The sequence below is a fragment of the Aquipuribacter sp. SD81 genome, assembly GCF_037153975.1.
Taxonomy (GTDB): Bacteria; Actinomycetota; Actinomycetes; order Actinomycetales; family JBBAYJ01; genus Aquipuribacter.
This window is the reverse complement of the sequence record NZ_JBBAYJ010000017.1, coordinates 15,041-37,780: the sequence shown is the minus strand read 5'-3', so window position 1 is coordinate 37,780 and position 22,740 is coordinate 15,041. Positions and strand designations below refer to the sequence as shown.

At 78.0% G+C, this 22,740-nt stretch carries 22 protein-coding genes; 9 read left to right on the top strand and 13 right to left on the bottom strand.

Annotated elements, in window-relative coordinates; translation table 11 throughout:
• Window positions 1–129: 129 nt before the first annotated feature.
• A complete protein-coding gene (locus WAA21_RS11505) occupies window positions 130–1,038 on the bottom strand; it encodes a hypothetical protein (RefSeq protein ID WP_336922950.1) in 909 nt (302 codons plus the stop codon).
• A gap of 376 nt (window positions 1,039–1,414) precedes the next feature.
• On the opposite strand from WAA21_RS11505, the gene WAA21_RS11500 reads away from it, so the two are divergent.
• The 4 genes from WAA21_RS11500 to WAA21_RS11485 all read left to right on the top strand — a co-directional run bounded on the left by WAA21_RS11500 (window position 1,415) and on the right by WAA21_RS11485 (window position 5,885).
• Complete coding sequence (locus WAA21_RS11500; protein WP_336922949.1) at window positions 1,415–2,506, top strand: ABC transporter ATP-binding protein; 1,092 nt, start codon at window positions 1,415–1,417, stop codon at window positions 2,504–2,506.
• A 5-nt stretch (window positions 2,507–2,511) separates the two neighbouring features.
• A complete protein-coding gene (locus WAA21_RS11495) occupies window positions 2,512–4,188 on the top strand; it encodes an ABC transporter permease (protein ID WP_336922948.1) in 1,677 nt (558 codons plus the stop codon).
• Window positions 4,185–5,588 (top strand): protoporphyrinogen/coproporphyrinogen oxidase, encoded by a 1,404-nt coding sequence (locus WAA21_RS11490; RefSeq protein WP_336922947.1) that lies wholly within the window; start codon window positions 4,185–4,187, stop codon window positions 5,586–5,588. The genes WAA21_RS11495 and WAA21_RS11490 overlap by 4 nt, the downstream gene beginning before the upstream one ends.
• 75 nt (window positions 5,589–5,663) lie before the next feature.
• The gene (locus tag WAA21_RS11485) at window positions 5,664–5,885 is read left to right on the top strand and encodes a hypothetical protein (protein WP_336922946.1); all 222 of its coding nucleotides are present in this window, start codon (window positions 5,664–5,666) and stop codon (window positions 5,883–5,885) included.
• Window positions 5,886–5,940: 55 nt separating this feature from the next.
• Here the strand turns inward: WAA21_RS11485 and WAA21_RS11480 are convergent, their stop codons facing one another.
• Window positions 5,941–7,560 (bottom strand): glycosyltransferase family 2 protein, encoded by a 1,620-nt coding sequence (locus tag WAA21_RS11480; RefSeq protein WP_336922945.1) that lies wholly within the window; start codon window positions 7,558–7,560, stop codon window positions 5,941–5,943.
• Window positions 7,561–7,602: 42 nt separating this feature from the next.
• Between WAA21_RS11480 and WAA21_RS11475 the strand changes: the two genes are divergently transcribed.
• The 3 genes from WAA21_RS11475 (at window position 7,603) to WAA21_RS11465 (ending at window position 11,299) form a co-directional block, all read left to right on the top strand.
• Window positions 7,603–8,628: an NAD-dependent epimerase/dehydratase family protein gene (locus WAA21_RS11475; protein WP_336922944.1), complete on the top strand. Its 1,026-nt coding sequence runs from the start codon at window positions 7,603–7,605 to the stop codon at window positions 8,626–8,628.
• A gap of 77 nt (window positions 8,629–8,705) precedes the next feature.
• Window positions 8,706–9,734, top strand: a complete 1,029-nt coding sequence (locus WAA21_RS11470) for an extracellular solute-binding protein (RefSeq protein WP_336922943.1) — start codon at window positions 8,706–8,708, stop codon at window positions 9,732–9,734.
• A 5-nt stretch (window positions 9,735–9,739) separates the two neighbouring features.
• Window positions 9,740–11,299, top strand: coding sequence for a hypothetical protein (locus tag WAA21_RS11465; RefSeq protein WP_336922942.1), 1,560 nt, complete (start codon window positions 9,740–9,742; stop codon window positions 11,297–11,299).
• Here WAA21_RS11465 and WAA21_RS11460 read toward each other — a convergent pair.
• The 10 genes from WAA21_RS11460 to WAA21_RS11415 all read right to left on the bottom strand — a co-directional run bounded on the left by WAA21_RS11460 (window position 11,259) and on the right by WAA21_RS11415 (window position 20,614).
• Window positions 11,259–11,726 (bottom strand): NUDIX hydrolase, encoded by a 468-nt coding sequence (locus WAA21_RS11460; protein ID WP_336922941.1) that lies wholly within the window; start codon window positions 11,724–11,726, stop codon window positions 11,259–11,261. The two genes, WAA21_RS11465 and WAA21_RS11460, sit on opposite strands and share 41 nt — an antisense overlap.
• A gap of 22 nt (window positions 11,727–11,748) precedes the next feature.
• A complete protein-coding gene (locus WAA21_RS11455; protein ID WP_336922940.1) occupies window positions 11,749–12,795 on the bottom strand; it encodes an aminotransferase class I/II-fold pyridoxal phosphate-dependent enzyme in 1,047 nt (348 codons plus the stop codon).
• Between the two features lie 5 nt (window positions 12,796–12,800).
• Window positions 12,801–13,406 carry a cob(I)yrinic acid a,c-diamide adenosyltransferase gene (cobO, locus tag WAA21_RS11450; protein ID WP_336922939.1) on the bottom strand — a complete coding sequence of 202 codons (606 nt, stop codon included), beginning with the start codon at window positions 13,404–13,406 and terminating at the stop codon, window positions 12,801–12,803.
• Complete coding sequence (locus WAA21_RS11445) at window positions 13,403–14,863, bottom strand: cobyric acid synthase (RefSeq protein WP_336922938.1); 1,461 nt, start codon at window positions 14,861–14,863, stop codon at window positions 13,403–13,405. Before WAA21_RS11445 ends, cobO begins: the two co-directional genes overlap by 4 nt.
• Window positions 14,860–15,864, bottom strand: coding sequence for an adenosylcobinamide-phosphate synthase CbiB (gene cbiB, locus WAA21_RS11440; RefSeq protein WP_336922937.1), 1,005 nt, complete (start codon window positions 15,862–15,864; stop codon window positions 14,860–14,862). Before cbiB ends, WAA21_RS11445 begins: the two co-directional genes overlap by 4 nt.
• Window positions 15,861–16,727: an ABC transporter ATP-binding protein gene (locus tag WAA21_RS11435; RefSeq protein WP_336922936.1), complete on the bottom strand. Its 867-nt coding sequence runs from the start codon at window positions 16,725–16,727 to the stop codon at window positions 15,861–15,863. The genes cbiB and WAA21_RS11435 overlap by 4 nt, the downstream gene beginning before the upstream one ends.
• Window positions 16,724–17,809 (bottom strand): FecCD family ABC transporter permease, encoded by a 1,086-nt coding sequence (locus WAA21_RS11430; RefSeq protein ID WP_336922935.1) that lies wholly within the window; start codon window positions 17,807–17,809, stop codon window positions 16,724–16,726. The genes WAA21_RS11435 and WAA21_RS11430 overlap by 4 nt, the downstream gene beginning before the upstream one ends.
• Window positions 17,806–18,855, bottom strand: coding sequence for an ABC transporter substrate-binding protein (locus WAA21_RS11425; RefSeq protein WP_336922933.1), 1,050 nt, complete (start codon window positions 18,853–18,855; stop codon window positions 17,806–17,808). Before WAA21_RS11425 ends, WAA21_RS11430 begins: the two co-directional genes overlap by 4 nt.
• Window positions 18,856–19,143: 288 nt before the next feature.
• Complete coding sequence (locus WAA21_RS11420) at window positions 19,144–19,656, bottom strand: hypothetical protein (protein WP_336922932.1); 513 nt, start codon at window positions 19,654–19,656, stop codon at window positions 19,144–19,146.
• Between the two features lie 10 nt (window positions 19,657–19,666).
• On the bottom strand, window positions 19,667–20,614 hold the full coding sequence (locus WAA21_RS11415; protein ID WP_336922931.1) for a LysR family transcriptional regulator: 948 nt from the start codon (window positions 20,612–20,614) through the stop codon (window positions 19,667–19,669).
• A 160-nt stretch (window positions 20,615–20,774) separates the two neighbouring features.
• Between WAA21_RS11415 and WAA21_RS11410 the strand changes: the two genes are divergently transcribed.
• Window positions 20,775–21,083 carry a hypothetical protein gene (locus WAA21_RS11410; protein ID WP_336922930.1) on the top strand — a complete coding sequence of 103 codons (309 nt, stop codon included), beginning with the start codon at window positions 20,775–20,777 and terminating at the stop codon, window positions 21,081–21,083.
• A gap of 97 nt (window positions 21,084–21,180) precedes the next feature.
• Window positions 21,181–21,852 (top strand): GPP34 family phosphoprotein, encoded by a 672-nt coding sequence (locus WAA21_RS11405; protein WP_336922929.1) that lies wholly within the window; start codon window positions 21,181–21,183, stop codon window positions 21,850–21,852.
• 60 nt (window positions 21,853–21,912) lie between these two features.
• Here the strand turns inward: WAA21_RS11405 and WAA21_RS11400 are convergent, their stop codons facing one another.
• Entirely contained in the window at window positions 21,913–22,728 is an 816-nt protein-coding gene (locus tag WAA21_RS11400; RefSeq protein WP_336922928.1) for a UbiA family prenyltransferase, read from the bottom strand.
• Between the last annotated feature and the right edge of the window lie 12 nt (window positions 22,729–22,740).

The following is a 22,740-nucleotide window of genomic DNA, read 5'->3' as shown; positions in this document are numbered from 1 at the left end:
CTCCCGCGCCGGGTCGTGGGACCCCCCGCACCTCGCCGACGACGCGGCGGGTGCCGGGGGGTCCCACGACCGCGGGGGCGGTGGGGCCGGGCGGGCGGGCGAGCGGGCGGGCGGGCGGGCGGGCGGGGCTCAGTACCAGTTGTGGGACTGGCTGTGCTGCCACGCGGCGCACGGGCTGCCGTAGACGTCGGCGATGTACGACAGGCCCCAGCGGATCTGGGTGGCCGGGTTCGTCTCCCAGTCGGCGCCGTGCGACGACATCTTGCGGCCCGGGAGCGCCTGGGGGATGCCGTAGGCGCTGGAGGTCGGGTTGTCGGCCGTGTGGCTCCAGCCCGACTCCTTCTGCCACAGCGAGTCCAGGCACGACCACTGGTCGCCGGAGAACCCGGCCTCGTACATGAGCTGCTCGCCGAGGGCCCGGTTGGAGCCGGGGTCCGCGGCGCGGGCGGCGGCCTCGCGCTCGGCCGCGGCGGCGGCCTCAGCGGCCTCCTCCTCCGCGGCGAGACGGGCGGCCTCCTCCTCGGCGGCGACGCGGGCGGCCTCCTCCTCGGCGGCGACGCGGGCGGCCTCCTCCTCGGCGGCCTTCCGCTCGGCCTCCTCCTGCGCGGCGAGGCGGGCGGCCTCCTCCTCGGCGGCCTCGCGCTCGGCCTCGGCGGCGGCCTCGCGGGCCGCCTCGCGCTCGGCCTCCTCGGCGGCGAGCCGCGCGTGGAGCTGGGCGTCGTCGCGGGCCCACGCCTGCGCCTGCGAGGCGCTGGTGGGCAGGCCGCTGGCGGCCGTCCGCTCCTGCGAGCGGGAGGCCTGCTCGTCGGTGCGGGCGGCGACGGCCGCCTGCTCGGCGGCCCCTGCGGGCTCGCCCGCGAGCAGGTCGCCGACGGCGACGCGGTCGCCGTCCGTCGCGAGGGTCGGTGCGGTCGTGACGGCCCAGCCGCCGACGCCGAGCGCGAGCGCGGCCACGGTGAGGCCGGCGGTCGCGCCGGCCCGGTGCAGGCGCCGGGAGGGTCGGGGACGGTCGGGGAGGATCGTGAGGTGTCGGGTCATCAGGTCTCTGTCGTCGGGCCGCGCCTCGCACGGGCGCGGTCGGCGGCGCCCGGGCTCCGGTCCCTCGGTCCCGGGCTGCGCGGGGGAGCGCGTGGCCGGGTCCGTCCCGGCCTGGGGTGTCGACCGGTGTGCGCGAGGACCGTCCCACGGCACGAGGTCGTGACCTCGCGCCGGGGTCGTGGAGCGGGCGTGCTGTCCGGTCATGACGATGAGTCCCAGGTAACGATTTGGCAAATTCCGTGTCCGGAGGGTTTCGGCGGCCGGGGGCACGGAGGCGAGCCGCCACGCCGACGCTCACCCGGTTGCCCACCCCGCATCCCTCACGCCGCGACCGTCCGAGGGTCGGTTACCCTGCACTGATTCGGAAAGGTCGCCCATGCACAATTCGTCGCCCACCGGGCGCTTCCTCGTCGCGGACGGGGTGAGCCGACGCTTCGGCCGCACCGTCGCGCTCGACGGCGCGCACGTGGGCCTCGGCGAGGGCGAGAGCCTCGCGCTGCTCGGCCCGAGCGGCTGCGGCAAGACGACGCTGCTGCGCGTCCTGGCCGGGCTGGAGGTGCCGGACGCCGGCACCGTCACCGTGGCCGGGCAGGTCCTCACGGGGCCGGGCCGGCACGTGCCGGCCGAGCGCCGCCGGGTCGGCATGGTGTTCCAGGACGCCGCCCTGTTCCCCCACCTCACGGTCGCGCGCAACGTCGCGTACGGGCTCAGCCGCCACGAGGTCGCGGCAGGCCGGGTCGAGGAGACCCTCGACCTCGTCGACCTGCGGCACCTGGCCGGGCGCCGGCCGCACGAGCTGTCCGGCGGCCAGGCGCAGCGCGTCGCGCTCGCCCGCGCGCTGGCCCCGCGACCCCGCGTCCTGCTCTTCGACGAGGCGTTCACGGGCCTCGACAGCGGGCTGCGGGTGCGGGTGCGCGGCGAGATCGCCCAGCTGCTGCGCGAGGTCGGCATGACGTCGGTGTTCGTCACCCACGACCAGGAGGAGGCCTTCGTGCTCGGCGACCGGGTCGCGGTCATGCGCGACGGGGCCGTCCGCCAGGTCGGCACGCCCGCGGACGTCTACTCCTCCCCCGTCGACTCGTGGGTCGCGCGCTTCGTCGGCGAGGCGAACCTGCTGCCCGCGGCCGTGGCCGGCGCGGTCGCCGAGACCCCGCTCGGGCGCATCCCGGTGCGCGCCGCCGAGAGCCTCGGCCGCGGTCCGCGCGACGTGCTGGTGCGTCCCGAGCACCTCGACCTGCGTCCGGGTGAGGACGGCGAGGTCACCGACGTCGCGTTCTACGGACACGACTGCAGCTACGTCGTCCGCCTGCCCGCGCTCGAGGTGCGGGTCCGGGCCGCCGCGGGGCCGCGCTTCGCCGTCGGGGACCGCGTGGCCGTCCGCTTCGTGGGGCCCGCGGCCGCGCACTACCCGGTCGGTGGCACCGCGGCCGCCGCGCCGCGCCGCTCGTCGCAGCTCACCCCCGCGTAGGGCCCGTGAGCGCCACCCGCGGCCGGCTCACCACCGGCGTCGTCGTCGTCCTCGGCCTGTTCTTCGCCTTCCCGGCGCTGTTCCTCGCCGCCGAGAGCGTGCGGCTCGGCGGCGACCTCGTCGCGACCGTGGCCTCCCCCGCCGTGCTGGGGCCGCTGGCCGCGTCGCTGCTGCTCGCCTCGACGTGCGCGCTCGCCGCCATGGCGCTCGGGACGGGGCTCGCGGTCCTCGTCGCGCGCACCGACGTGCGCGGCCGGGAGGCGCTGCGGGTCGCGCTCGCGCTGCCGCTGGTGGTGCCGAGCTTCGTGGGCGCCACGGCGTGGCTCGCCGCGACCGGCCCGGGCGGTCTCGTGCCGTTCCTGCCGCGGCCGCAGGGCTTCACCGGCGCGGCGGTCGTGCTCACCCTGCTCACCTATCCCTACGTCTACCTCGTCGTGCTCGCGCGGCTGCGGATGGTGCCGCGCAGCCACGAGGAGGCGGCGCGCCTGCTCGGGGCGAGCCCGGTCCGCACGGTGCTCACCGTGCTGCTGCCGCAGCTGCGTCCCGCCACCGCCGCGGGCGGCCTGCTCGTGTTCCTCTACGTGCTGTCCGACTTCGGGGCGGTCGCGCTGCTGCGCTACGACACGATCACCCGCGCGCTGTACGCCAGCCGCCTGCTCGACCGCACGACGTCGGTGACGCTCGGGCTCTTCCTCGCCGTGCTCGCCGTCGGGGTCGCGCTGGCCGCCCGCTCGGCCGCAGCCGTGCCCGCGGGTCCCCGGCCCGCCCGGCCGCCGGCCGACATGCACCTCGGCCGGCTGCGCACCCTCGTCACGCTCGTGCCGGTGGCCGTGGTCCTCCTCGCCCTCGTCGCGCCGGTGGCGGTGCTCGCGCTGTGGGCGGCGCGCGGCAGCGTGACGACCGGGGTGGGCTGGTCGGGCTTCGGGGACCCGCTGGGGTTCCTCGTGGCGCCCGCGCTCGGCTCCGTCGCGGCCTCGGTCGCGGCGGCGGTCGCCGCGGTCGTGCTCGTGCTGCCGCTGGCCGTCGCCTCCGTGCGCCGGCCCGGCCCCGTCACCCGCGTCGTCGGCGCCGTCGTCACGAGCACGTTCGCCCTGCCCGGCCTGCTCGTCGCCCTCGCGCTCGTGTTCTTCGTCCTCCAGGCGCCCGGACCGCTCGCGGGGCTCTACCAGACCTTCCCGCTGCTCGTGCTCGGCTACGTCCTCCACTTCGGCGCGCAGGCGCTGCGCGCCTCGCAGACCGCGGTGGCCGCGGTCCCCGTCCGCCTCGGCGAGGCCGCCCGCACCCTGGGGGCCGGCCCGACGCGCCGGCTCGTGAGCGTCGACCTGCCGCTCGTGCTGCCGGGGCTGGTCGCCGGGGGCGGGCTCGTGCTGCTCAGCACGCTCAAGGAGCTGCCCGCCACGGCCCTGCTCGCCCCGACCGGCTTCGAGACGCTCGCGACGCGCATCTTCTTCGCCGCCCAGGACGGCTTCTTCGCCGAGGTCGGCATCACCTCGCTCGTGCTGCTCGCGATGTCGGCGGTCCTCACGTGGCTGCTGGTGCTCCGCCCGGAGCTGCGGGCCCCGACCGGCGGCGCGGGGGCGGGGCCCGGCGAGGACGGGGCGGACCCGGAGGCGGTGGGGGCGCCGGGGGCGGACCGGGCGAGCGGCGCACCCGCGACGACCGGCGGCGGGGCGGTCCCGTGAGCGGCCTGCCCCGCGGCGAGGTCGACGTCGCGGTGCTGGGCGCCGGGCCCGCCGGGCTCGGGGCCGGCCTGCGGCTGGCCGAGGCGGGCTCGTCGGTCGCGGTGCTCGAGCGCGAGGACCACGTCGGCGGGCTCACGGCCTCCCGGACCGTCGGGGGCGTGCGCGTCGACGTCGGCAGCCACCGGCTGCACCCGGCCACCGACCCGCACGTCATGGCGCTGCTGCGGCGGCTGCTGGGCGCGGAGCTGCAGACCCGGCGCCGCAACGGCCGGGTCCGCCTCGCCGGGCGCTGGGTCGGCTTCCCGCTGAGCCCACGCGACCTCGCGACGAGCCTGCCGCCGGGGTTCCTCGCGCGCGCCGGGCTCAGCAGCGCCCGGGCGGTGCTGCGACGCCGCGACACGTCGTCCTTCGCCTCGTACGTGACGAGCGGGCTCGGCACGGTCATGGGGCGGGAGTTCTACTTCCCGTACGCGCGCAAGGTGTGGGGCGCGGACCCGTCGGTGCTGAGCGGCGAGCAGGCGCGCCGGCGCATCAGCGCCGACTCCCCGTGGCGGCTCGCCGCCCGCGTGGCCGCGGGCGCGGACTCCGGCGGGCGCTGGTTCCACTACCCGGCCGGCGGCTTCGGCCGCATCAGCGAGGTGCTGGCCGACGCCGCCTCGGCCGCGGGCGCCGACGTCGTGACCGGTGCCGGGGTCAGCGCCCTCGCGCGCGAGGACGGCGGCTGGACCGTCTCGACCGAGCGAGGCGTGCTGCGCGCCCGGCAGGTGTGGTCGACGGTGCCCCTGCCGCTGCTCGCGCGGCTCGCGGGCCTCACCGCCCCCGACGGGGGACCGCTGCCGTCGCTGCCGAGCCGCGCGATGCTCGTCGTCCACCTCGTCGTGCCCCGTCCGGTGTCGCAGCCGTCGTGGACGACCTTCGACGCCCACTACCTCCCCGGGCCCGAGACGCCCGTCACCCGGCTGTCGGAGCCGCGCAACTACCGCGACGGGCCCGACCCGGACGACGTCACGGTCCTCACCGCCGAGGTGCCGTGCCAGGTCGGCGACGCGCTGTGGCGCAGCGGCGACGACGCCCTCGGCCGCCTCGTGCTCGACGGCGTGGCCGCGTGCGGGCTGCCGGTGCCGGACGTCGCCGCGGTCGACGTCCGGCGCGTGCCGTCGGCGTACCCGGTCCACCTGCTCGGCAGCGAGGGGGCGCTGGAGACCGTGCTCGCGGCCGTCGACGCCGTCCCCGGGCTGCTGACGTTCGGCCGGCAGGGGCTCCTCGCGCACGACAACACCCACCACACCCTCGCGATGGCCGAGGCCGCCGTCCGCTGCCGCCGGACCGACGGGACCCTCGACGAGGCCGCGTGGGCACGCGCGCGCGAGGGCTTCGCGGAGCACGTCGTCCAGGACTGACCCCCATCGGATAAGGTCACGCCAGCGTCACCAAATAGGGGGCGCCTCCCTCGTCGTCACACCGGAAGGGCACCCATGCGCCGCACGCTCGCCACCGCCGCCGTCCTCGTCGCGCTCGCCGGCGGGCTCAGCGCCTGCGCCGACGACGGCGCCGAGGTCCGCAACCTCGACGGCACCGGCTCGGAGGACGGCTCCGGCTCGGGCTCCGGCTCGGGGTCCGGCTCGGGCTCCGGCTCGGGGTCCGGCAGCGGGTCGGAGGTCGAGGAGACGGCCGGCAGCGAGGCCACGACGGGCTGAGCCCGCCGGGGCCCGCGCCCCCCGACGACCCACGGCCCGACGGGCACGTGACCGCTCAGGCGTTGAGCTCGCGGTGCACCGCCGGCACCACCGCACGCAGGTACCGGCCGAGCCGCACGAACGACGTCCCGCTCGTGCGGAAGCCGTAGCTGATCGGCACCTCGGCGTAGCGGTAGCCCTTGCCGAGCAGGTCGAGGGTGAGCACCTGCGCGTAGTTGTAGTCGTGGACGACCTCGGCGTCCGCCGCCGCCGCCCGGGACAGGGCCCGGTAGCCGGACTGCCCGTCCGTCACCGGGTGCCGCGTGAGCCAGCGCACCCACAGCGTGAGGACGCGGTTGCCGAGGCGCCGGTGCGGGAGCATGCGGTCGATGCGCCCGGCGAAGCGCGAGCCGACGACGTAGTCGGCCTCTCCCGCCAGCACGGGCCCCACGAGCGCCTCGAGCTCCTCGGGCGGGTACTCGCCGTCGGCGTCGGCGAAGGCCACCGCCGCCGCGCCCAGGCCGACCGCGTGCGCGAGGCCGGTGCGGACCGCGGCCCCGAGGCCGCGGTTGACGGGGTGCGCGACCACCTCGGCCCCCGCCTCGCGGGCCAGCGCCGCGGTCGCGTCGCGCGAGCCGTCGTCGACGACGACGACCCGCACGTCGCGGCCGAGCACGCGGTGCGGGGCGCGCGCCACGACCGCGGCCACGGTCGCGGCCTCGTCGTGCGCGGGCAGCACGAGCACGACGGGGGCGTCGGGGTCGGGCGCGGGCGCGACGGGGCGCTCGGGCCGCCGTCGCGGCAGCCGCAGCCGGCCGAGCAGGGTGGGGGCGGGGACGAGCACGGCGGAACCTCCGGCGACGAGGGCGTACAGCGTGGTGAGGGCACGGGTGACGAGGGCGGCGGCGAGACCGGCGGCGGGGTCGTGGCCGAGGAGCACGTAGCCGGCGACGGCGCCGGCCTCGTAGGTGCCGAGGCCGCCGGGGGCGACCGCGGCGACCTGGGCGAGCACGGCGGCGGCGGTCACGACGAGCGCGCCCGCCACCGACAGCTCCAGGCCGGTGGCGCGGGCCGCGACGAGGACGACGACGGCCTCCAGCGGCCACGCGAGGACCGTGAGCGCGACGGCGGCCGGACCAGGCGCCCGGACGTCGTGGCCGCGGGCCCGCAGCCGCAGGCCCCACCCCAGCCCGGCCGCGGTGACTGCGGCGGCGGCGACCGCGGTGACGGCGACGACCCGGCCGTCGACGTCGCGGGCGTCCAGGCCGAGCGCGAGGCCCGCCGCGGCCCCGACCGCGAGGAGGGCGACGGTGTCGGCCCCGCGCAGCGACAGCGTGGACGCGGTCGCCGCCCGCACCCCGACCCCGGGCGAGCGCCGCACGGCCGACAGCACGCGCAGCGGCTCACCGAGCCGCAGCGGCAGCAGGCGGTTGCCGAGCAGGGCCACGTGCACGCCCGCCCACGCCTGGCCGGGCGGCAGCGCCGGCAGGACCCGGGTCCACGCGAGCGCGCGCAGCACGAACGCGAGACCGAAGCACACGAGGCCCACGAGCGCGGGTCCCGGCGACGCGGCCAGCCGGGCCGCGGCCCTCGCGAGGTCACCGGGGTCGACCGTGGCCACGATGACGACGACGGCCGCGACGGTCACGACCGCGGCGACCGCGAGACCGCCTGCGAGGCCGAGGGACCGGTGCACCGCAGCAGCATCCCACCAATTACGGGAGTCCCCGCTGATGTAATGTCCGGGCTCGTGCGCATGGTGGTGACGGGCTCGTCCGGCTTCATCGGCTCCCGGCTCGTCGCCCGGGCGCTGCGCCGCGGCGACCACGTCGTCGCCCTCGACCGCCGGCCCGCGCCGGCCGAGGTGCTCGCGGCCGCCGCCGGCGCCCCGGGCGTCCTCGTGCCGCTGGCCGTCGACCTCGCCGACGTCGCCGACCCGGTCACCGCCGCCCTGCCCGACGTGTGCGGCGGCGCCGACGCGGTCGTGCACTGCGCGGCGCGCTCCGGGGTCCGCGCCCGAGCCGGCGCCGACCTCGTCGCGCTCGAGGCGGCCCGGGCTCGCGACATCCTCGGCACCGCGCAGGCCGTCCTGGCCGCCACCGCGCCGGACGTGCCGATCGTCGTCATGTCCTCCTCCGCCGTCTACGGCGGCTGCCTCGACGCCGCCGGCCGGCGCGCCCCCAGCCGCGAGACCGACCAGGTCCGCCCCCTCGGCTCCTACGCCGGGTGGAAGGTGCGGGTCGAGCAGGCGTGCGCGCGCCGCGCGGCGGCCGGGGGCGCGGTCGTCGTCGCCCGGCCCTTCACGGTCGTCGGCGAGGGGCAGCGGCCCGACATGGCGGTGGCGGCGTGGCTCGCGGCCGCCCGCGCCGGCCGGCCGCTGCGCGTGCTCGGCGGGCTCGAGCGGACGCGCGACCTCACCGACGTCGACGTCGTCGTGGCGGGCCTGCTGGCCGCGCTGGACCGCGGCGCCCCCGGGGTCGTCAACCTCGGCTCCGGTCGCCCCCGCCGGCTCGCGGAGGTCGTCGAGGCCGTGGCCGGCGCGGCGGCCACGGCCGGCTGGGACGCACCGCGGGTCGTGGTGGAGCGCGCCGCGCCCGAGGAGGTGCCGGCCTCGTGGGCCGCGACCGGGCGGCTGCGCGCGCTCGGCGTCGACCCCACCACCGACCTCGAGGCCGTCGTGGCGCGCCAGCTGCGGCACCTGCTCGCCCAGGCCCCGGCCGGGGCCGACGACACCGTCCCGGACCGCGCCACGGTCGCCGCCTGAGCGAGCCTCCGCGGACGACCGGAGCCCCCGCACGTCCCGCCCTGCCCGACCCGTCACCACGAGCACCGAGGAGTCCCATGCCGCCCGCCCGTCCCCGCCCCGTCGCGCGCCGCGCGGTCACCGCCGGCGCCGTGCTCGCCCTGGCCGCCGGCCTCGGCGCGTGCGGCACGGACCGCGAGGTCCTCACCGTGTACTCCGGGCGGACCGAGAACCTCGTGGGACCGCTGCTCACGACGTTCTCGGAGGAGAACGACATCGACATCGAGGTGCGCTACGGCGACTCCGCCGACCTCGCGCTGCTGCTGGAGCAGGAGGGGGACGCGAGCCCTGCGGACGTCGTCATCTCCCAGAGCCCGGGGGCGGTCGGCTACCTCGACGGGCTCGGCGCCCTCGCCCCGCTCGACCAGGCCGTGCTCGACCTCGTGGACCCGCAGTTCCGGGCCGACGACGGCAGCTGGGTCGGCATGTCGGGCCGGGTCCGCACCCTCGTCTACGACACCGAGGCCGTGGACCCGGCGGACCTGCCGAGGAGCGTCCTCGACGTCGCCTCCCCGGAGTACGCCGGGCAGGTCGCCGTCGCCCCGAGCAACGGCTCGTTCCAGGACTTCGTCACCGCGCTGCGCGAGACCGAGGGCGACGAGGTGGCCGAGGAGTGGCTGCAGGGCCTGGCGGACAACGGCGCCCCGACGTACGCCAACAACACGGCCATCGTGCAGGCCGTCGGCCGCGGCGAGGTGCCGATGGGGCTCGTCAACCACTACTACAACTACCGCGCGCTCGCGGAGGACCCCGGCATCGGGACCGAGAACTACTTCTTCGCCGACGGCGACATCGGCAACCTCCTCATCACCACGGGCGTCGCGAAGCTCGCGAGCAGCGACAGCCCCGACCTCGCCGACGAGTTCGTCGGGTTCATGCTGTCGGAGGAGGCGCAGACCTTCTTCTCCGAGGAGACCTTCGAGTACCCGCTCGCCGCGGGCGTGGAGCCGGCCGGCGACCTGCCGCCGCTGGACGGTCTCGGCGTCGCGACCTTCGACCTCGACGGCCTCGGCGGCGGGCTCGCCCGCACCCGCGAGCTCATCGCCGGCAGCGGGCTCGACGGCTGAGCCCGGTGGCGCCGGGGCGCGGGCCCGCAGCGGGGCCTGACGTCCGGCGCGGCCGGCCCGGCCGACCGGGCCGTCTCGCGCTGGCCTGCGTCGCGCTGGGCGTCGTCGTCGCGCTCCTCACGGCGCCGGGCGCGCTCGCCCGCGCGACGTACGGGGCGCAGGTGACGGCGGACGAGCCGCAGTACCTGCTGAGCGCGCTGTCGCTGGTGACCGACGGCGACCTCGACGTGTCCGACGAGCTCGCCGAGCAGCGCTGGCGGGCGTGGCACGCCGCGGACCTGCCGGAGCAGACCCGGCCGCGCCCCGACGGGTCCCGGCTCAGCCCCCACGACCCGCTGCTGCCGCTGCTGCTCGCGCCGGCCGTCGCCGCGGGCCCCGGGCTCGGGCTGCCGGGCTGGCTGCTCGCCAAGCTCGCGCTCGCGGGGCTCGCAGGGGTGACGGCGGCCGTGACGGCGTGGGTCTCGGTGCGCCGCCTGCGCGTGCCGGCCGTCCCGGCGCTCGTCACCGTGGCGGCGTTCGCGCTGTCGCCGCCGATCGCGGTGTACGCGACGCAGGTGTACCCGGAGCTGCCTGCCGCGCTCGCGGTCGTCCTCGCGCTCGGCTGCCTGCTCGGGCGGCCGGGCCGGGGCGCCGCGGTGGCACTGGGGCTCGCGGTCGTCGCCCTGCCGTGGCTCGCGGTCAAGTACGCGCTCGTCGCGCTCGTGCTCGCGGTCGCAGGGCTGGTGTGGCTGCGCCGCGACCGGCCCGCGCAGGTGACGTGGGCGCTCGGCCTCGGGCTCGCGGGCGCGCACTGGCTGTGGTTCCACCTGGTGGTGTACGGCGGCCTCACCTCCTACGCCTCGGGCGACTACTTCGAGGGAGGGTCGGTGTCCGCGACGGGCCCGGACCCGGACTACGCCGCCCGCAGCCAGCGCCTCGTGGGCCTGCTCGTCGACCGCGACTTCGGCCTGCTGGCGTGGGCGCCGGTCGTCGTCCTGCTGCCGGTGGCGATCGGCTGGGCGCTGGTACACCGCCGTCGCGGTGGGGCCCCGGCCGGCCCGCCCGCGGCCGCGCCCACGGTCCTGCTCGCGGTCCTCGCGGCCGGGTGGGTCGTGGCGACCTGGGTCGCGCAGACCATGCACGGCTGGTGGTGGCCGGGACGGCAGCTCGTCGTCGTGCTGCCCGCGGCCGTGCTCCTCGTGGCGGCGTGGGCGGGCGCGGCGTGGGGCGCGGGACGGGCGGGCGCGGGGCGGACGGCGCTCGTCGCGGTCCTCGGCCTCGCGGGCGCCGGCGCGTGGGCGGCCCTTGTCGCGGCGACGGCGAGCACGACGGCCCTCGACGGCCGCGACGACCCGGTGGCCCGGGAGGCGGGCCGGCACACCCTCGTCGTCGACCTCGCCCGCACGTCGTGGCCGGTGTACCGCGCGCTGCGGGCGGTGCTGCCGGACCTCACCACGCCCGGCCCGGCGACGGCCGCGCTCACCGTCGCGTGGACCGTCGTGCTCGTGGGCCTCGTCGTGCTGGGCGGGCGGGGCGCGGCGCGCGTCAGGCGCGGGGCGCGCCCACCCGTGCGTACCAGTCCCTGAGCGCGGGCACGACACCCTGCGGGTGGAACGGCAGCGGCCCGTCGAGCACGTCCTCGGCGGGCACCCAGTGCACGGTGCTGTCGGTGCCGGGGATGCGGCCGAGGTCGTCGGGCCCGGTCACGGCGGGGTCGTCGAGGACCGCCTCGCACACCGCGACTACCTCGTGGCCGGGCTTCCCGGCGAAGGTGAAGAGGTTCTCGTGCCACACGAGCACCTCGCCGACGCGGGCGCGGGTGCCGAGCTCCTCGTGCAGCTCACGGGCGAGTGCCTCCGCGGCGGTCTCGCCGAACTCGACGCCGCCCCCGACGAGACGGTGGAACGCACCGCCGGCCGGGTCGGTGCCGCGCTGCACGAGGAGGCGGCCGTCCTCGCGTCGCGCGGCGGCGAGGGCGAGCACGCGGACACGCTGCTTGGGGGTCGTCGGCACCGGGCCATCCTGCCCGGCCGCCTCAGCGGACGGCGGCGAGCCCGTCGAGCAGGCGGCGCCCGACGCTCGGGTCCGGGTGGACCGCGACGCGCACCCAGGAGCGGTCGAGGCCGGGGAAGGTGTCGCAGCGGCGGACGGCGACGCCGTGGGCGAGCAGCGTCTCCCGCAGGTCGAGCGACGGGTGGCGCAGCAGCACGTAGTTGACGGGGCCCGCGTGGACCTCGACGGGCGACCCGGGCAGGTCGCGCAGGCCGGCGAGCAGCGCGGCGCGGGCTGTGTCCACCGCCGCGACCCGGAGCCGCCGCTCCGCCTCCAGCCGCTCGGCGCCGTCGCCGAAGAGGTGCTCGACGACCGCGAGGGCGGCGACGTTGACCGGCCACGGCTGCAGCACGGCGGCGAGCCGGGCCACGACGTCCGGCTCGGCGAGCACGTAGCCGACCCGGAGCCCCGCGACGCCCCACACCTTCGTGAGGCTGCGGACCCGCACGAGCCCGGGCACGGCCGCCCGGTCGAGGCGGTCGAGCTCGAGCGGGTCGACGGCGTGCTCGGCGAACGCCTCGTCCACGACGAGCCGTCGCCCTGGCCGGGCGAGCCGCGCGAGCACGTCGGGCGGCGCCACGTGCCCGGTGGGGTTGTCGGGCCGGCCGAGCACGACGAGGTCGGCCCTGGCCGGCACCGTCGACGGGTCGAGGGCGAAGCCGTCCCGGGCGTCGCGCAGCACGCGCAGCACCGGCACGCCGGCGGCGCGCAGGGCCGCCTCGGGCGCGGTGAACGACGGGTGGACGCACGCCGCGAGCGACGGCCGCAGCCCGTGGGCGAGCGCGTGGAAGGCCTCCGCCGCCCCGTTGACGAGCAGCACGTGCTCGACCGGCACCCCGTGGCGCGCGGCGAGCAGCGCCCGCGCCCGGGCGCCGTCGGGGTAGGCGACGACGTCGAGGCGGGCGAGGCGCTCCGCGAGCCCGGGCGGGGGGTCGGGGTGCACGTTGACGGCGAGGTCGAGGGCGCCGGGCGGCACCTGGGTGTCGCCGTGGGACCGCAGGTCGGGCCCGGGCCCGGAGAGCGACGTCACGCCGCTCAGTAGTCGATGCCGCGGCGGGCGCGGACCCCGGTGGCGTACGCGTGCTTGACCTTGCGCACCTCGCTGACGGTGTCCGCGAGCTCGACGAGCGCGTCGGAGGCGTTGCGGCCCGTGCAGTACACGTACGTCCCCGGGGCGCGGTCGCGGATGGTCGCGAGGACCTCGTCGGCGTCGACCCAGCCGTACGTCATGGGGTAGGTGACCTCGTCGAGCACGACGAGCTGCCACTCGCCGGAGGCCAGGGCCTCGGCGGCGGCGCGCCACGCCTCGCGGGCGATCGCGGCCGAGCGGTCGAGGTCGTCGGACTCCCACGTGAAGCCGTCGCCGATCGTCCACCACTCCACCCCGAGGCGCCGGCAGACGGCCTCCTCCCCCACGTGCCACCGGCCCGACTTCATGAACTGCACGACGAGGACCCGCCAGTCGCGGGCCACGGCGCGCAGGACCGTGCCGAAGGCCGCGGTCGACTTCCCCTTGCCGTCGCCGGTGGAGACGAGGACGAGGGAGTCGACGTCGCGGCGCTCCGGCCGTGGCGGGCGCGTGCGAGCGGGGTCGGTCCGGTCCGCAGCAGCCGGCTCGCTCGGGTGGGTCGGGTCGCTCACAGCAGTCCTCCGGTCAGTCGGCGGAGCAGGTCGGTGTCGAGGTGCTCCTCGACCGCGTCGGCGAGCCCGTCGAGGGTCGCCTCGAGCGGGTCGGCGACGGGTCGGGTCCCGGGCAGGACGGCGGCGACGACGGCCGGGTCCTCGAGCAGCCCGTGGCACGCGACCCCGAGCACGCTCCCGGTCGCCCAGCCGGAGTCGGTGCCGAGCACCGGGGCCGCGCCGGGTGTCCCGTCACCGGAGGGCGCGGCGACGGTCCGGCCGTGCCGGATGTCGTAGCCGTCGACCGTCGTACCCGCGAGCCCGGCCCAGGGCGCGGGCAGCCGGTCGGCGAAGCGCTGCCTCACGCGCCGCGTCAGCTTGTCCGGGGCGTTGCGGGTGTGGACGGGCAGCAGCCCGAGCCCCGGCCGGTCGTCGACGGCCCGCCCGAGCACCTGCAGCCCGCCGCACACGCCGAGCACGCGCGCGCCGGCCTCCGCCCGGCGCACGACGGCGGCCCCGACGCCGCCCGCGTGCAGCCATGCGAGGTCGCCGGGCACGTCCTTGCTGCCGGGGAGGACGACCAGGTCGGCCCCGTCCAGGTCGGCGGCGGTGCGGGCCCAGCGCAGCCGCGCGGCGCCGGCGAGCACGAGCAGCTCGTCGAGGTTGCTCGCGGTCGGGTAGCGCACGACCGCGACCTCCGGGGCGCCGGGAGGGGCGAGGTCGGCGAGGTCGCGGGCGCCGTCCTCGTCGGGCAGGCGGTGGGCGAGCATCGGCAGCACGCCGGCGTGGGCCATCCCGGTGCGGGCCGTCAGGTCGCCCGGTGCGTCCCGCAGCAGCGTCGCGTCGCCGCGGAAGCGGTTGAGGACGAAGCCGTCCAGCCGCGCGCGGTCGGCGGGCGCGAGCAGCTGCCACGTGCCGAGCAGGTGCGCGAAGGCCCCGCCCCGGTCGATGTCGGCGACGAGCAGCGCCCGGGCGTCGGCGTGGTGCGCGACGCGCAGGTTGGCGAGGTCGGTGTCGCGGAGGTTGGTCTCGGCGGGGCTGCCCGCGCCCTCGGCGACGACGAGGTCCGGGCGCAGGCCGGGGTCGGCGGCGAGCTCGTCGTACACCGAGGCGATCACCGGCCACAGCCCGCCCGGCCGGGCGGCCCACGCGAGCGCCGACAGGGCGGGGTCGGCCCGCCCGAGCACCACCACCTGGCTGCCGTCGTGCTCGGGCTTGACGAGGACGGGGTTCATGCGGACGTCCGGGGTGACCCGGGCCGCGCGGGCCTGCAGCCACTGCGCGACCCCCATCTCGCCCGCGTCGGCCGACCCGGGCGCGGCCGCGACGACCCGGGCGTTGTTCGACATGTTCTGGCCCTTGAACGGCACGACCCGCAGGCCCTGCCGCACGTACCAGCGGCACAGGGCGGTCGCGACGAGGCTCTTGCCCGCCCAGCTCGTGCAGCCGAGCACCATGACGGCCCGCGCGCGGCTCACCTCGAGCCCCCGCCCGGGCGCGAAAGGACGGTGACCGGCCCGGCGGCGAGCCCGACGGCGACGACGGCGGCCAGGGCGGCCGCCACCAGTGCCGCATCGCGCACCAGCCGGAGCGCGCGGGCGGTGTCGGCGGCGTCCGGAGCGCGGCCGCCGGGGTGGAGGGCGTACACGCCGGGCTTGCGCAGCCGCACCCCCAGTCGCAGCGCGAGCGCGCCCATCGGCCACCCGCCGTTGGGCGACGGCGTGCGCGTCGCCTCGACCCGCAGCGCACGGAGCCGCACGCGCGAGGACGCGGGTCCGGCAGGTCGGCGCACGGGCGGCACGGGCGGCACGGGCAGCACGGCGAGCAGCAGCCCCGCCAGCCGGGCCGGCACGAGGTTGGCGACGTCGTCGGCGCGGGCGGCGACGAGCCCGAGGTGGACCCGTCGCTCGTCCCGGTGGCCCCACATCGCGTCGGCGGTGTTCGCGAACCGGTACGCGGCCGCAGCGGGCAGCCCGCCCACGGCGTGCGCGAGCAGCGGCGCGACGACCGAGTCGACGAGGTTCTCCGCGCACGACGACAGGGCCGCCTCGCGCACCTGCGCCGCGTCGAGCCCGGCGGTGGGGCGGCTCACGAGCCGCGCGACCGCGGTCCGACCCTCGGGCAGCGAGCGCGCGAGCGCGGTCTCGACGGCCGCCGTCTCGCGCAGCAGCAGCCGCAGCGACAGCAGCGGCCACAGCGCCGCCCCCTCGAGCGCCACCGCGACCGGCGCGGGCGCGCGCCGCACCACGTGCTGCACGGCGGTCCCGGCCGCCGCCCACCCGAGCGCCTGCCCCGTCCAGGCGGCGCCGCCGAGGGCGCGGGCCCGGCCGGCGGGCGCGCTCGGCAGCCGTCCCTCCAGCGCGGCGAGCCCGCGGCCCATCGCCACGACGGGGTGCGTCCGCTCCGGCGGCTCCCCGAGGAGCCCGTCGAGGGCGAGCGCCACGAGCAGCGCCGCCGCCCGCCGCGGGCCGTCCCTCACAGCCGGTCGCCGGTCCGCGGGGCCGGGTGGGGCACGAACCCCGACCCCGCCCGCACCGGGACGACGGCGGGGCCGCACGCGCCCGGGAGCACCTGCACGCGCGCGCCGTACACGCGGGCGAGCAGGTCCGCCTCCAGCACGTCGACGGGCGGGCCGTCGGCCGCGAGGCGGCCGGACTCCAGGAGCACGAGCCGGTCGCAGTACTGCGCGGCGAGGGTGAGGTCGTGCATGGCGGCGAGCACGGTGAGCCCGACCTCGCGCCGCAGCGAGTCGACGAGGTCGAGGACGGTCTGCTGGTGGCCGATGTCGAGCGCGCTCGTCGGCTCGTCCAGCAGCAGCACGCGCGGCTCCTGCGCGAGCGCGCGGGCGAGCACGACCCGCTGCAGCTCCCCGCCCGACAGCTCGGTGGCGGGCCGGGCGGCGACGTGGTCGAGGCAGAGCCGCTCGATGCACCGCTCGACGACCTCGTCGTCGTGCGCGCCGGTCGCGCCGAAGCGGGGCACGTGCGGGGTCCGGCCGAGACCGATCAGCTCGCGCACGCTCGTGCCCTCGGGCACGACGGGCCGCTGCGGCATGAGGCCGACGAGCCGGGCGAGCGCGCGCTCGCCGCTGCTCGCGGGGTCGGCCCCGGCGACGCGGATGCGCCCGGCGAACGGCAGCAGCCCGCCGACGGCGTGCAGCAGGGTCGTCTTGCCCGCCCCGTTGGGACCGACGAGCCCGACCCACTCCCCAGGGGTGACGTCGAGGTCGAGGTCGTGCACGACCGTCACCTGCCCGCGGGCGACCGACACCGCCCGGCAGGAGACGCCGTCGTCCGGCGCGCTGCCCGCCGCGAGGGCGGGTGGCCGCTGCGGCCCGCTCACCGCAGCCTCGCCCGCCGCAGGACGACGACGAAGAACGGGGCGCCGACGAGCGCGGTGACGACCCCGATCGGCAGCTCGGCCGGGCTCATGACGGTGCGGGCGAGCACGTCGGCGCCCACGAGGAACGCCGCCCCCAGCAGCATCGACACCGGCAGCAGCGTGCGGTGGGACGCCCCGAGCACGAGCCGGACCGCGTGCGGCACGACGATGCCGACGAAGCCGATGAGGCCGCTCACGCTCACGACGGCCGCGGTGCCGAGCGTCGCGGCGAGCACGAGGACGAGCCGGGTCCGGCCGGCGTCGACGCCGAGGCTGCGGGCCTCCGTGTCGCCGACCGACATGACGTCGAGCACGCGCCGGTGCAGGAGCACCACGACGCTCGCGAGCACGACGTACGGCAGCACGGTGAGCACCTCGGCCCACCCCTGCGTCGACAGCCGCCCGAGCAGCCACGAGTACACCGAGCGGAGCGTGTCGTCGTAGCGCTGCTGGACGAACGTCTGCACCGCGTTGAGGAACGCGGCGACCGCGACGCCCGCGAGCACGATGACGACCGAGGACCGGGCCCCGCCGCCGACGCTGCTGCCGAGCGCGTACGTGGCGGCCACCCCGACCAGCCCGCCGAGGAAGGCGACGACGGGCAGCCCGAGCCCGGCCAGGCTGCCGCCCGCGACGATCGCGAGGGTGGCGCCGAGGCCCGCGCCGCTCGACACCCCGAGCAGGTAGGGGTCGGCGAGCGGGTTGCGGAACACGCCCTGGTAGGCGGCGCCCGCGAGCGCGAGCATCGCGCCGACGAGCGCGCCGAGCACGACCCGGGGCAGCCGGATCTGCCAGAGGATCGCCTCCTGCTGGCTGCTGAGGCCGCTCGCGGCACCGGAGCCCGTCGCCGCGTGCCACAGCTCGAGCAGCACCGCCCGCGGGGTGAGGCCCGCCGGGCCGACGAGCACCCCGACGGCGAGGGCGAGCAGCAGCAGCCCCGCCGCCGCCGCGACCCACAGCGCGCGGCGCCCCGGCCGGGGGCGTGCGCCCCCGCCCGTCAGCGTCGCGGCCAGCGGGCGGCGCGCGGCGGCGGGGGTGCTCACCGGCCCGCGGGGACGGCGTCGACGAGCGCGTCCGCGACCGAGCGGGCGAACTCGTCGGTGCGCGGGCCCCACCGGCTGGCGGTGTCGGCGTCGACGACGACGACGTCGCCGTTCTCCACGGCCGTCACCTCGCCCCAGCCGGATCGGTCCGCGATCTCCTCGGGGCTCGCGGAGAAGTCGCCGGACGTCACGAAGACGAGGTCGGGGTCGGCCTCGACGACGAACTCCTGCGACAGCTGCGGGTACGCCTCGCCGGTCTCGTCGGCGATGTTCTCCAGCCCGAAGAGGCCGTACACCTCGCCGATGAACGTGTCGCCGCTCGCGGTGAAGAACGACGGGTCGAGCTCGTGGTAGTACGTCAGGCCCTCGCCCGCGTCGCCCGCGTCGGCGACGGCGGCGTCGATGTTCGCCTGCGTCTCGGCGACGACGTCCTCGGCGGCGTCGGCGTGGCCGGTGGCGGCGCCGACGCGGCGCACCTGGTCGTAGGACTCCTCGAGGTCGAGCGCCGAGGGCAGCAGCAGGGTGGGGACGCCCGCGGCGTCCAGGCCGCTCACGAGGTCGCCCGGGTCGCCGGAGGCGACGACGAGGTCAGGGTCGTAGCCGAGGATGGCCTCGAGGTTCGGCTCGAAGCCCGACAGGTCGGTGACGGGCGCCTCCTCGGGGTAGTACGAGAAGGCGTCGACCGCGACGACCTGCTCTCCCGCGCCGACCGCGAACAGCATCTCGGTCGCCGTCGGGCTGATGGACACGATCGAGGTGGGCCGCTCCTCGACGACCAGGTCGGTCGTGTCGGGCAGCTGGCCCGAGGCGACCGTGACGGGGAAGTCCCCGGCGGCGTCGCCCGTCGGGGCCGAGGCCGGGTCCGAGGGGGCCGCGGAGGTGTCCGCGGCGTCCGGGGCGGCCGCCTCGGAGGCGGCACCGCCGGAGGTCGTGGCGCCGTCGGCGGGCGTCGAGGTGGTGCCGTCCCCGCCGCACGCGGCGACGAGGAGGGCGGCGAGGGGCAGGCTCGCGACGGCGGCGAGCCGGCGCGTGGTGCGTGCGTTCACAGGTATCCCCTGAGGTGAGGGGACGAGCTGGGTCTCGGGTCGTCTCCCCACGGGGCGTCGACACGAACCGTCCTTCGTCCGAGGACCAGTACGTGACCACGCGCCCAGGCGACCTGGCTCGGGACCCTCGCGGGCCCTCCACAGTTGCGGGACAGCGCCGGTTTCGCACCGGACTTCGCTGGACCCGTGGTGCCCCGCCGTGCGGGGCGTGGAGAACCTAGCCGAGTCCCGTCCGGCCTGTCACACGGCGGCTCGCACGACGGCTCGCACGACGGCTCGCACCACGGCTCACACCGCGGGACCGGTGTCGCGCACCTTCTCCACCGCCGTCATGGCCGCCCGCAGCTCCTCGAGCCAGTCCCCGGAGTGCTGTCCGACGAGCCGCACGCACCACGCGAGGGCGTGCGCCCGCGACCGCGCGACCCCGGCCTCCACGAGCGTCTCGAGCACGATGCGCTCGGGCTGGCGCAGCCTCGTCATGACGGGCACGGCGAGGGTGGTGAAGAGCTCCTCGGTCTCCCCCGCGCGCACCCCCCACGCGACCTTGCGGCCGTAGCGGCGCTCGGCCTCGTCGGCGATGGTCATGCGTTCCGCCCGGCTGTCGGAGCGGAAGCGCTGGATGCGGCCGTCGAGCTCGTCGGCGTCGGGTGCGTCGCCGTCCGCGGGCAGGCCCGGCAGCCGCAGCACGACCACCACCTCCTCCCGGTCGACGGTCACGGTCGCCTCGTCGGGGTGCCACGCGTCCGGGAGCCGGCCGCGCAGCCAGCTCGTCACCTTGGTCGTCGTCGTGTCGCTTCGCATGCAAGCAGGATTACTCGCTTGCACTCGTTGCACCAGAGAGTTCGCCGACGGCGGAGGACGTCGCCGCCGCGACGGCGAGCTCGACGAAGCGGCGCGCGGCCGGCGACTGCGTCGCCCCGCGGCGCCACACGAGCTCGACGTCGCGCAGCGGCAACGCAGGGTCGGGGTCGAGGATGCGGACCTCGTCGTCGTCGGTGTCGACGGCGAGCTCGGGCATTACCGAGCCCCCGATGCCCGCGCGGACCATCGCCTGGACGGCCCCGTTGTCGTTGGTGCGGAACACGTACGCCGGGTCGACGCCCTCGGCCTGCAGGGTCGCGTCGATCCGGCGCTGGTAGGTGTCGAGGACGCTCTGCCCGATCATCGGCCGGCCGTTGAGGTCCGAGAGGGGGTACGACGTCGCACCGTCCGGGGCCCACGACAGCGGCACGACGACGCGCAGGGGGTCCTGACGGACCAGGACGTGCTCGACGCGCGGGTCCGTCACCGGCCCGACGACGAAGGCGAGGTCGAGGCGGTCGTCCGCGACCCGGTCGACGAGGTCGACGACCTCCTCCTCGAACAGCCGGACGTCGAGGTCGGGGACGTCCTCGCGCAGGCGGCCGAGGAGCCGCGGCAGCAGCTGGACCGAGACCGACTGGAACGTGCCGATGACGAGGCGCCCGCTACGCCCCAGCCGCAGCTGCTCGAGCTCCTCCGCCGCCTGGCCGAGGCGGTCGAGCACCGCGGTGGCGTGGCGCAGGAGCAGCCGGCCGGCCGGGGTGAGGGTCGGCGGCCGCGGCCCGCCCGGCCGGTCGAACACCGCCATGCCGACGGCTCGCTCGAGCCCCGCGACCTGCTGGCTCACCGCGGACTGGCTGAAGCCGAGCAGGTGCCCCGCACCGCGGAACGAGCCCTCCTCGGCGACGGCGACGAGGGCGTGGAGGTGGCGGACCTGGATGTCGTCGAGCAGTCCCATGGTGATAAGCGTAAGCGATCGGGATCATGATGAAGCATCGTTGGACGTGATGATGCGCAGTGCCTACCGTTACCTCAGCAGGTGCGGCGGAACCGCCCGTGACCTGCGGACACGTCCCCGCCAGCGCCGTCGGGCCCGACCCACCGAGAGGAGCACGACCATGGACCGCAGCACCCACGCCACCTCCGTCACCGCCTTCACCGGGACGGCCGTCACCGACCTCGCGGAGGCCGTCGAGCGCGACGGCCTGGACGCGCACGCCGCGACGCTCTTCGCTCTCGCGGACCGCGCGACCGCCGTCGGCGTCCGTCCCGTCGTGCTCGACGTCATGCTCGACGCCGGCGAGCCGGCTGTCGCCCGGCTCCGGGCCTTCACCCTCACCGCGGCCGCGGTCGCCCACCGGGCCGTGCGCGGCGTGGCCCGCGCCGGGTCCCTCCCGGCCCGCGCCGCCGAGCCCGCTCTCGCCTGAGGCAAGGCACGGGCCCTGCGGCGGGCGGGTGCCAGTCGCAGGGCCTGCGGACCGGACGGGCGGACGCGGCGGACCGGCGCGGCGTAGCGTCGTCGCCGTGTCCGTCGCCGGGGACCTGCTCCTGCTCGCCGTCGGGTCGCGCGCCCGGTACACGACCCGTGGCCCCGTCCGGCTGCCCGTCGCCGCCGCGTGCCTCGTGGACGACGTCCTGTCGGGCGGCCGGCTGCCGGCCGAGGAGGTCACCGGGCTCGCGCGCGTGGTCGAACGGCGGGCCCCGGCGGCCTTCGAGGTGACGGCCGCCGGGCTCGTCGCCGGCGGCGTCCTGGAGCCGCACCGGCACCTCGTGCTCGGCCTCGTGCCGCGGCACGGCCACGTCGTGACGGACTCCCGTCGCCGCCGTGCCGCCGAGGAACGCCTCCTGCGGGCGCTGGCCCCCGCCGGACCCGGCGGGAGCCGGCCCGCGCCCGCGGACGCCGCGCTGGCCGCGCTCGCGAGCGTCGCGGGGCTGTCCCGGCGTGTCGTGGACCTGCCCGACCAGCGGGCACGTCGGGCGCTGGCCACGCACCTCAACTCCCTGCCCGCCGCGATGGGTCCGGACGCGACCCGGGTCGTGCTCGCGCTGCGGCGCGCCCTGGGTCGGCTCGGCGGCGACGACGCCGGGGTGCCGGTGCTGGTGCCCGCCGAGGACCGGGACGGCTTCGGGGACCGCGGCGGCGCCGGGGACGGCTCGGGCGACGGCGACGGCGGCGACGGCGGCGGCGGCGACTGACGGCGGCGGGGGCTGACGGGGGGCGCGGGCCCGCGAGCCACTCCCCGCCCGTCGCGCCCGTCACCCGACGAGGACCGCGGCCACCACGAGCCCCGCGGCGCCCACCACGGCCCAGAAGACCGCTCGGCCCCGGCGGGCGCCGGGCCGCCGGGCCAGCACGACGACGCCGAGGCCCAGCGCGAGCGCGGCGACGAGCAGCGCGCGGGCCGTCGGGCCCGCCAGGCCGTCGACGAGCAGGGCCGCCGCGGCGACGGCGAGCGCGGCACCCGCAGCCACGAGGCTCGAGCGCGGACCCATGCGCTGAGGCAGGCCGCGGACCCCCGCGAGGCGGTCGCTCTCGGTGTCGGGGACGGTGTTCGCCAGGTGCGCGGCGACCCCGAGGGCGGCCGTGGCCACGAGCACGCCCGCGGCCGGCCACGTGCCGTCGACGGCGAGCGTCGCGACCGCGGGCAGCAGGCCGAACGCGACGGCGTACGGCAGCGGGCTGACGACAGTGCTCTTGAGGCCGAGGTCGTAGGCCCACGCGGCCGCGACGGCGAGCAGGTGGACGAGCCCCGCGGCGAGGCCGAGCGCGAGCGACAGCACCACGCACGCCCCGAGCGCGGCGAGCGCCGCCACCCCGACCGTCCGCCGGGTGACGAGCCCCGCGGCGACGGGCTTCTCCGTCCGCCCGACGGCGGTGTCCGCCGGTGCGTCGACCCAGTCGTTGCACCACCCGACCGAGAGCTGGCCGGCCAGCACGGCGGCGGCGACCAGCAGCGCCTGCCCCGCGGCGGCGCCGGCCCCCAGCAGGGCCCACGCGGCCGCGTAGGCGGTGACCGCCAGCGTCGGCCCGGGGTGGCAGGCGCGCGCGAGCCCGAGCGCGGTCCTCGCCATGCGCCTACCGTG

Bases quoted from the DNA above. Each gene is read 5' to 3' on its own strand.
- WAA21_RS11505 (WP_336922950.1), bottom strand. From the start codon at position 1,038: ATGACCCGACACCTCACGATCCTCCCCGACCGTCCCCGACCCTCCCGG.
- WAA21_RS11500 (WP_336922949.1), top strand. From the start codon at position 1,415: ATGCACAATTCGTCGCCCACCGGGCGCTTCCTCGTCGCGGACGGGGTG.
- WAA21_RS11485 (WP_336922946.1), top strand. From the start codon at position 5,664: ATGCGCCGCACGCTCGCCACCGCCGCCGTCCTCGTCGCGCTCGCCGGC.
- WAA21_RS11475 (WP_336922944.1), top strand. From the start codon at position 7,603: ATGTCCGGGCTCGTGCGCATGGTGGTGACGGGCTCGTCCGGCTTCATC.
- WAA21_RS11470 (WP_336922943.1), top strand. From the start codon at position 8,706: ATGCCGCCCGCCCGTCCCCGCCCCGTCGCGCGCCGCGCGGTCACCGCC.
- WAA21_RS11420 (WP_336922932.1), bottom strand. From the start codon at position 19,656: ATGCGAAGCGACACGACGACGACCAAGGTGACGAGCTGGCTGCGCGGC.
- WAA21_RS11415 (WP_336922931.1), bottom strand. From the start codon at position 20,614: ATGGGACTGCTCGACGACATCCAGGTCCGCCACCTCCACGCCCTCGTC.
- WAA21_RS11410 (WP_336922930.1), top strand. From the start codon at position 20,775: ATGGACCGCAGCACCCACGCCACCTCCGTCACCGCCTTCACCGGGACG.
- WAA21_RS11400 (WP_336922928.1), bottom strand. From the start codon at position 22,728: ATGGCGAGGACCGCGCTCGGGCTCGCGCGCGCCTGCCACCCCGGGCCG.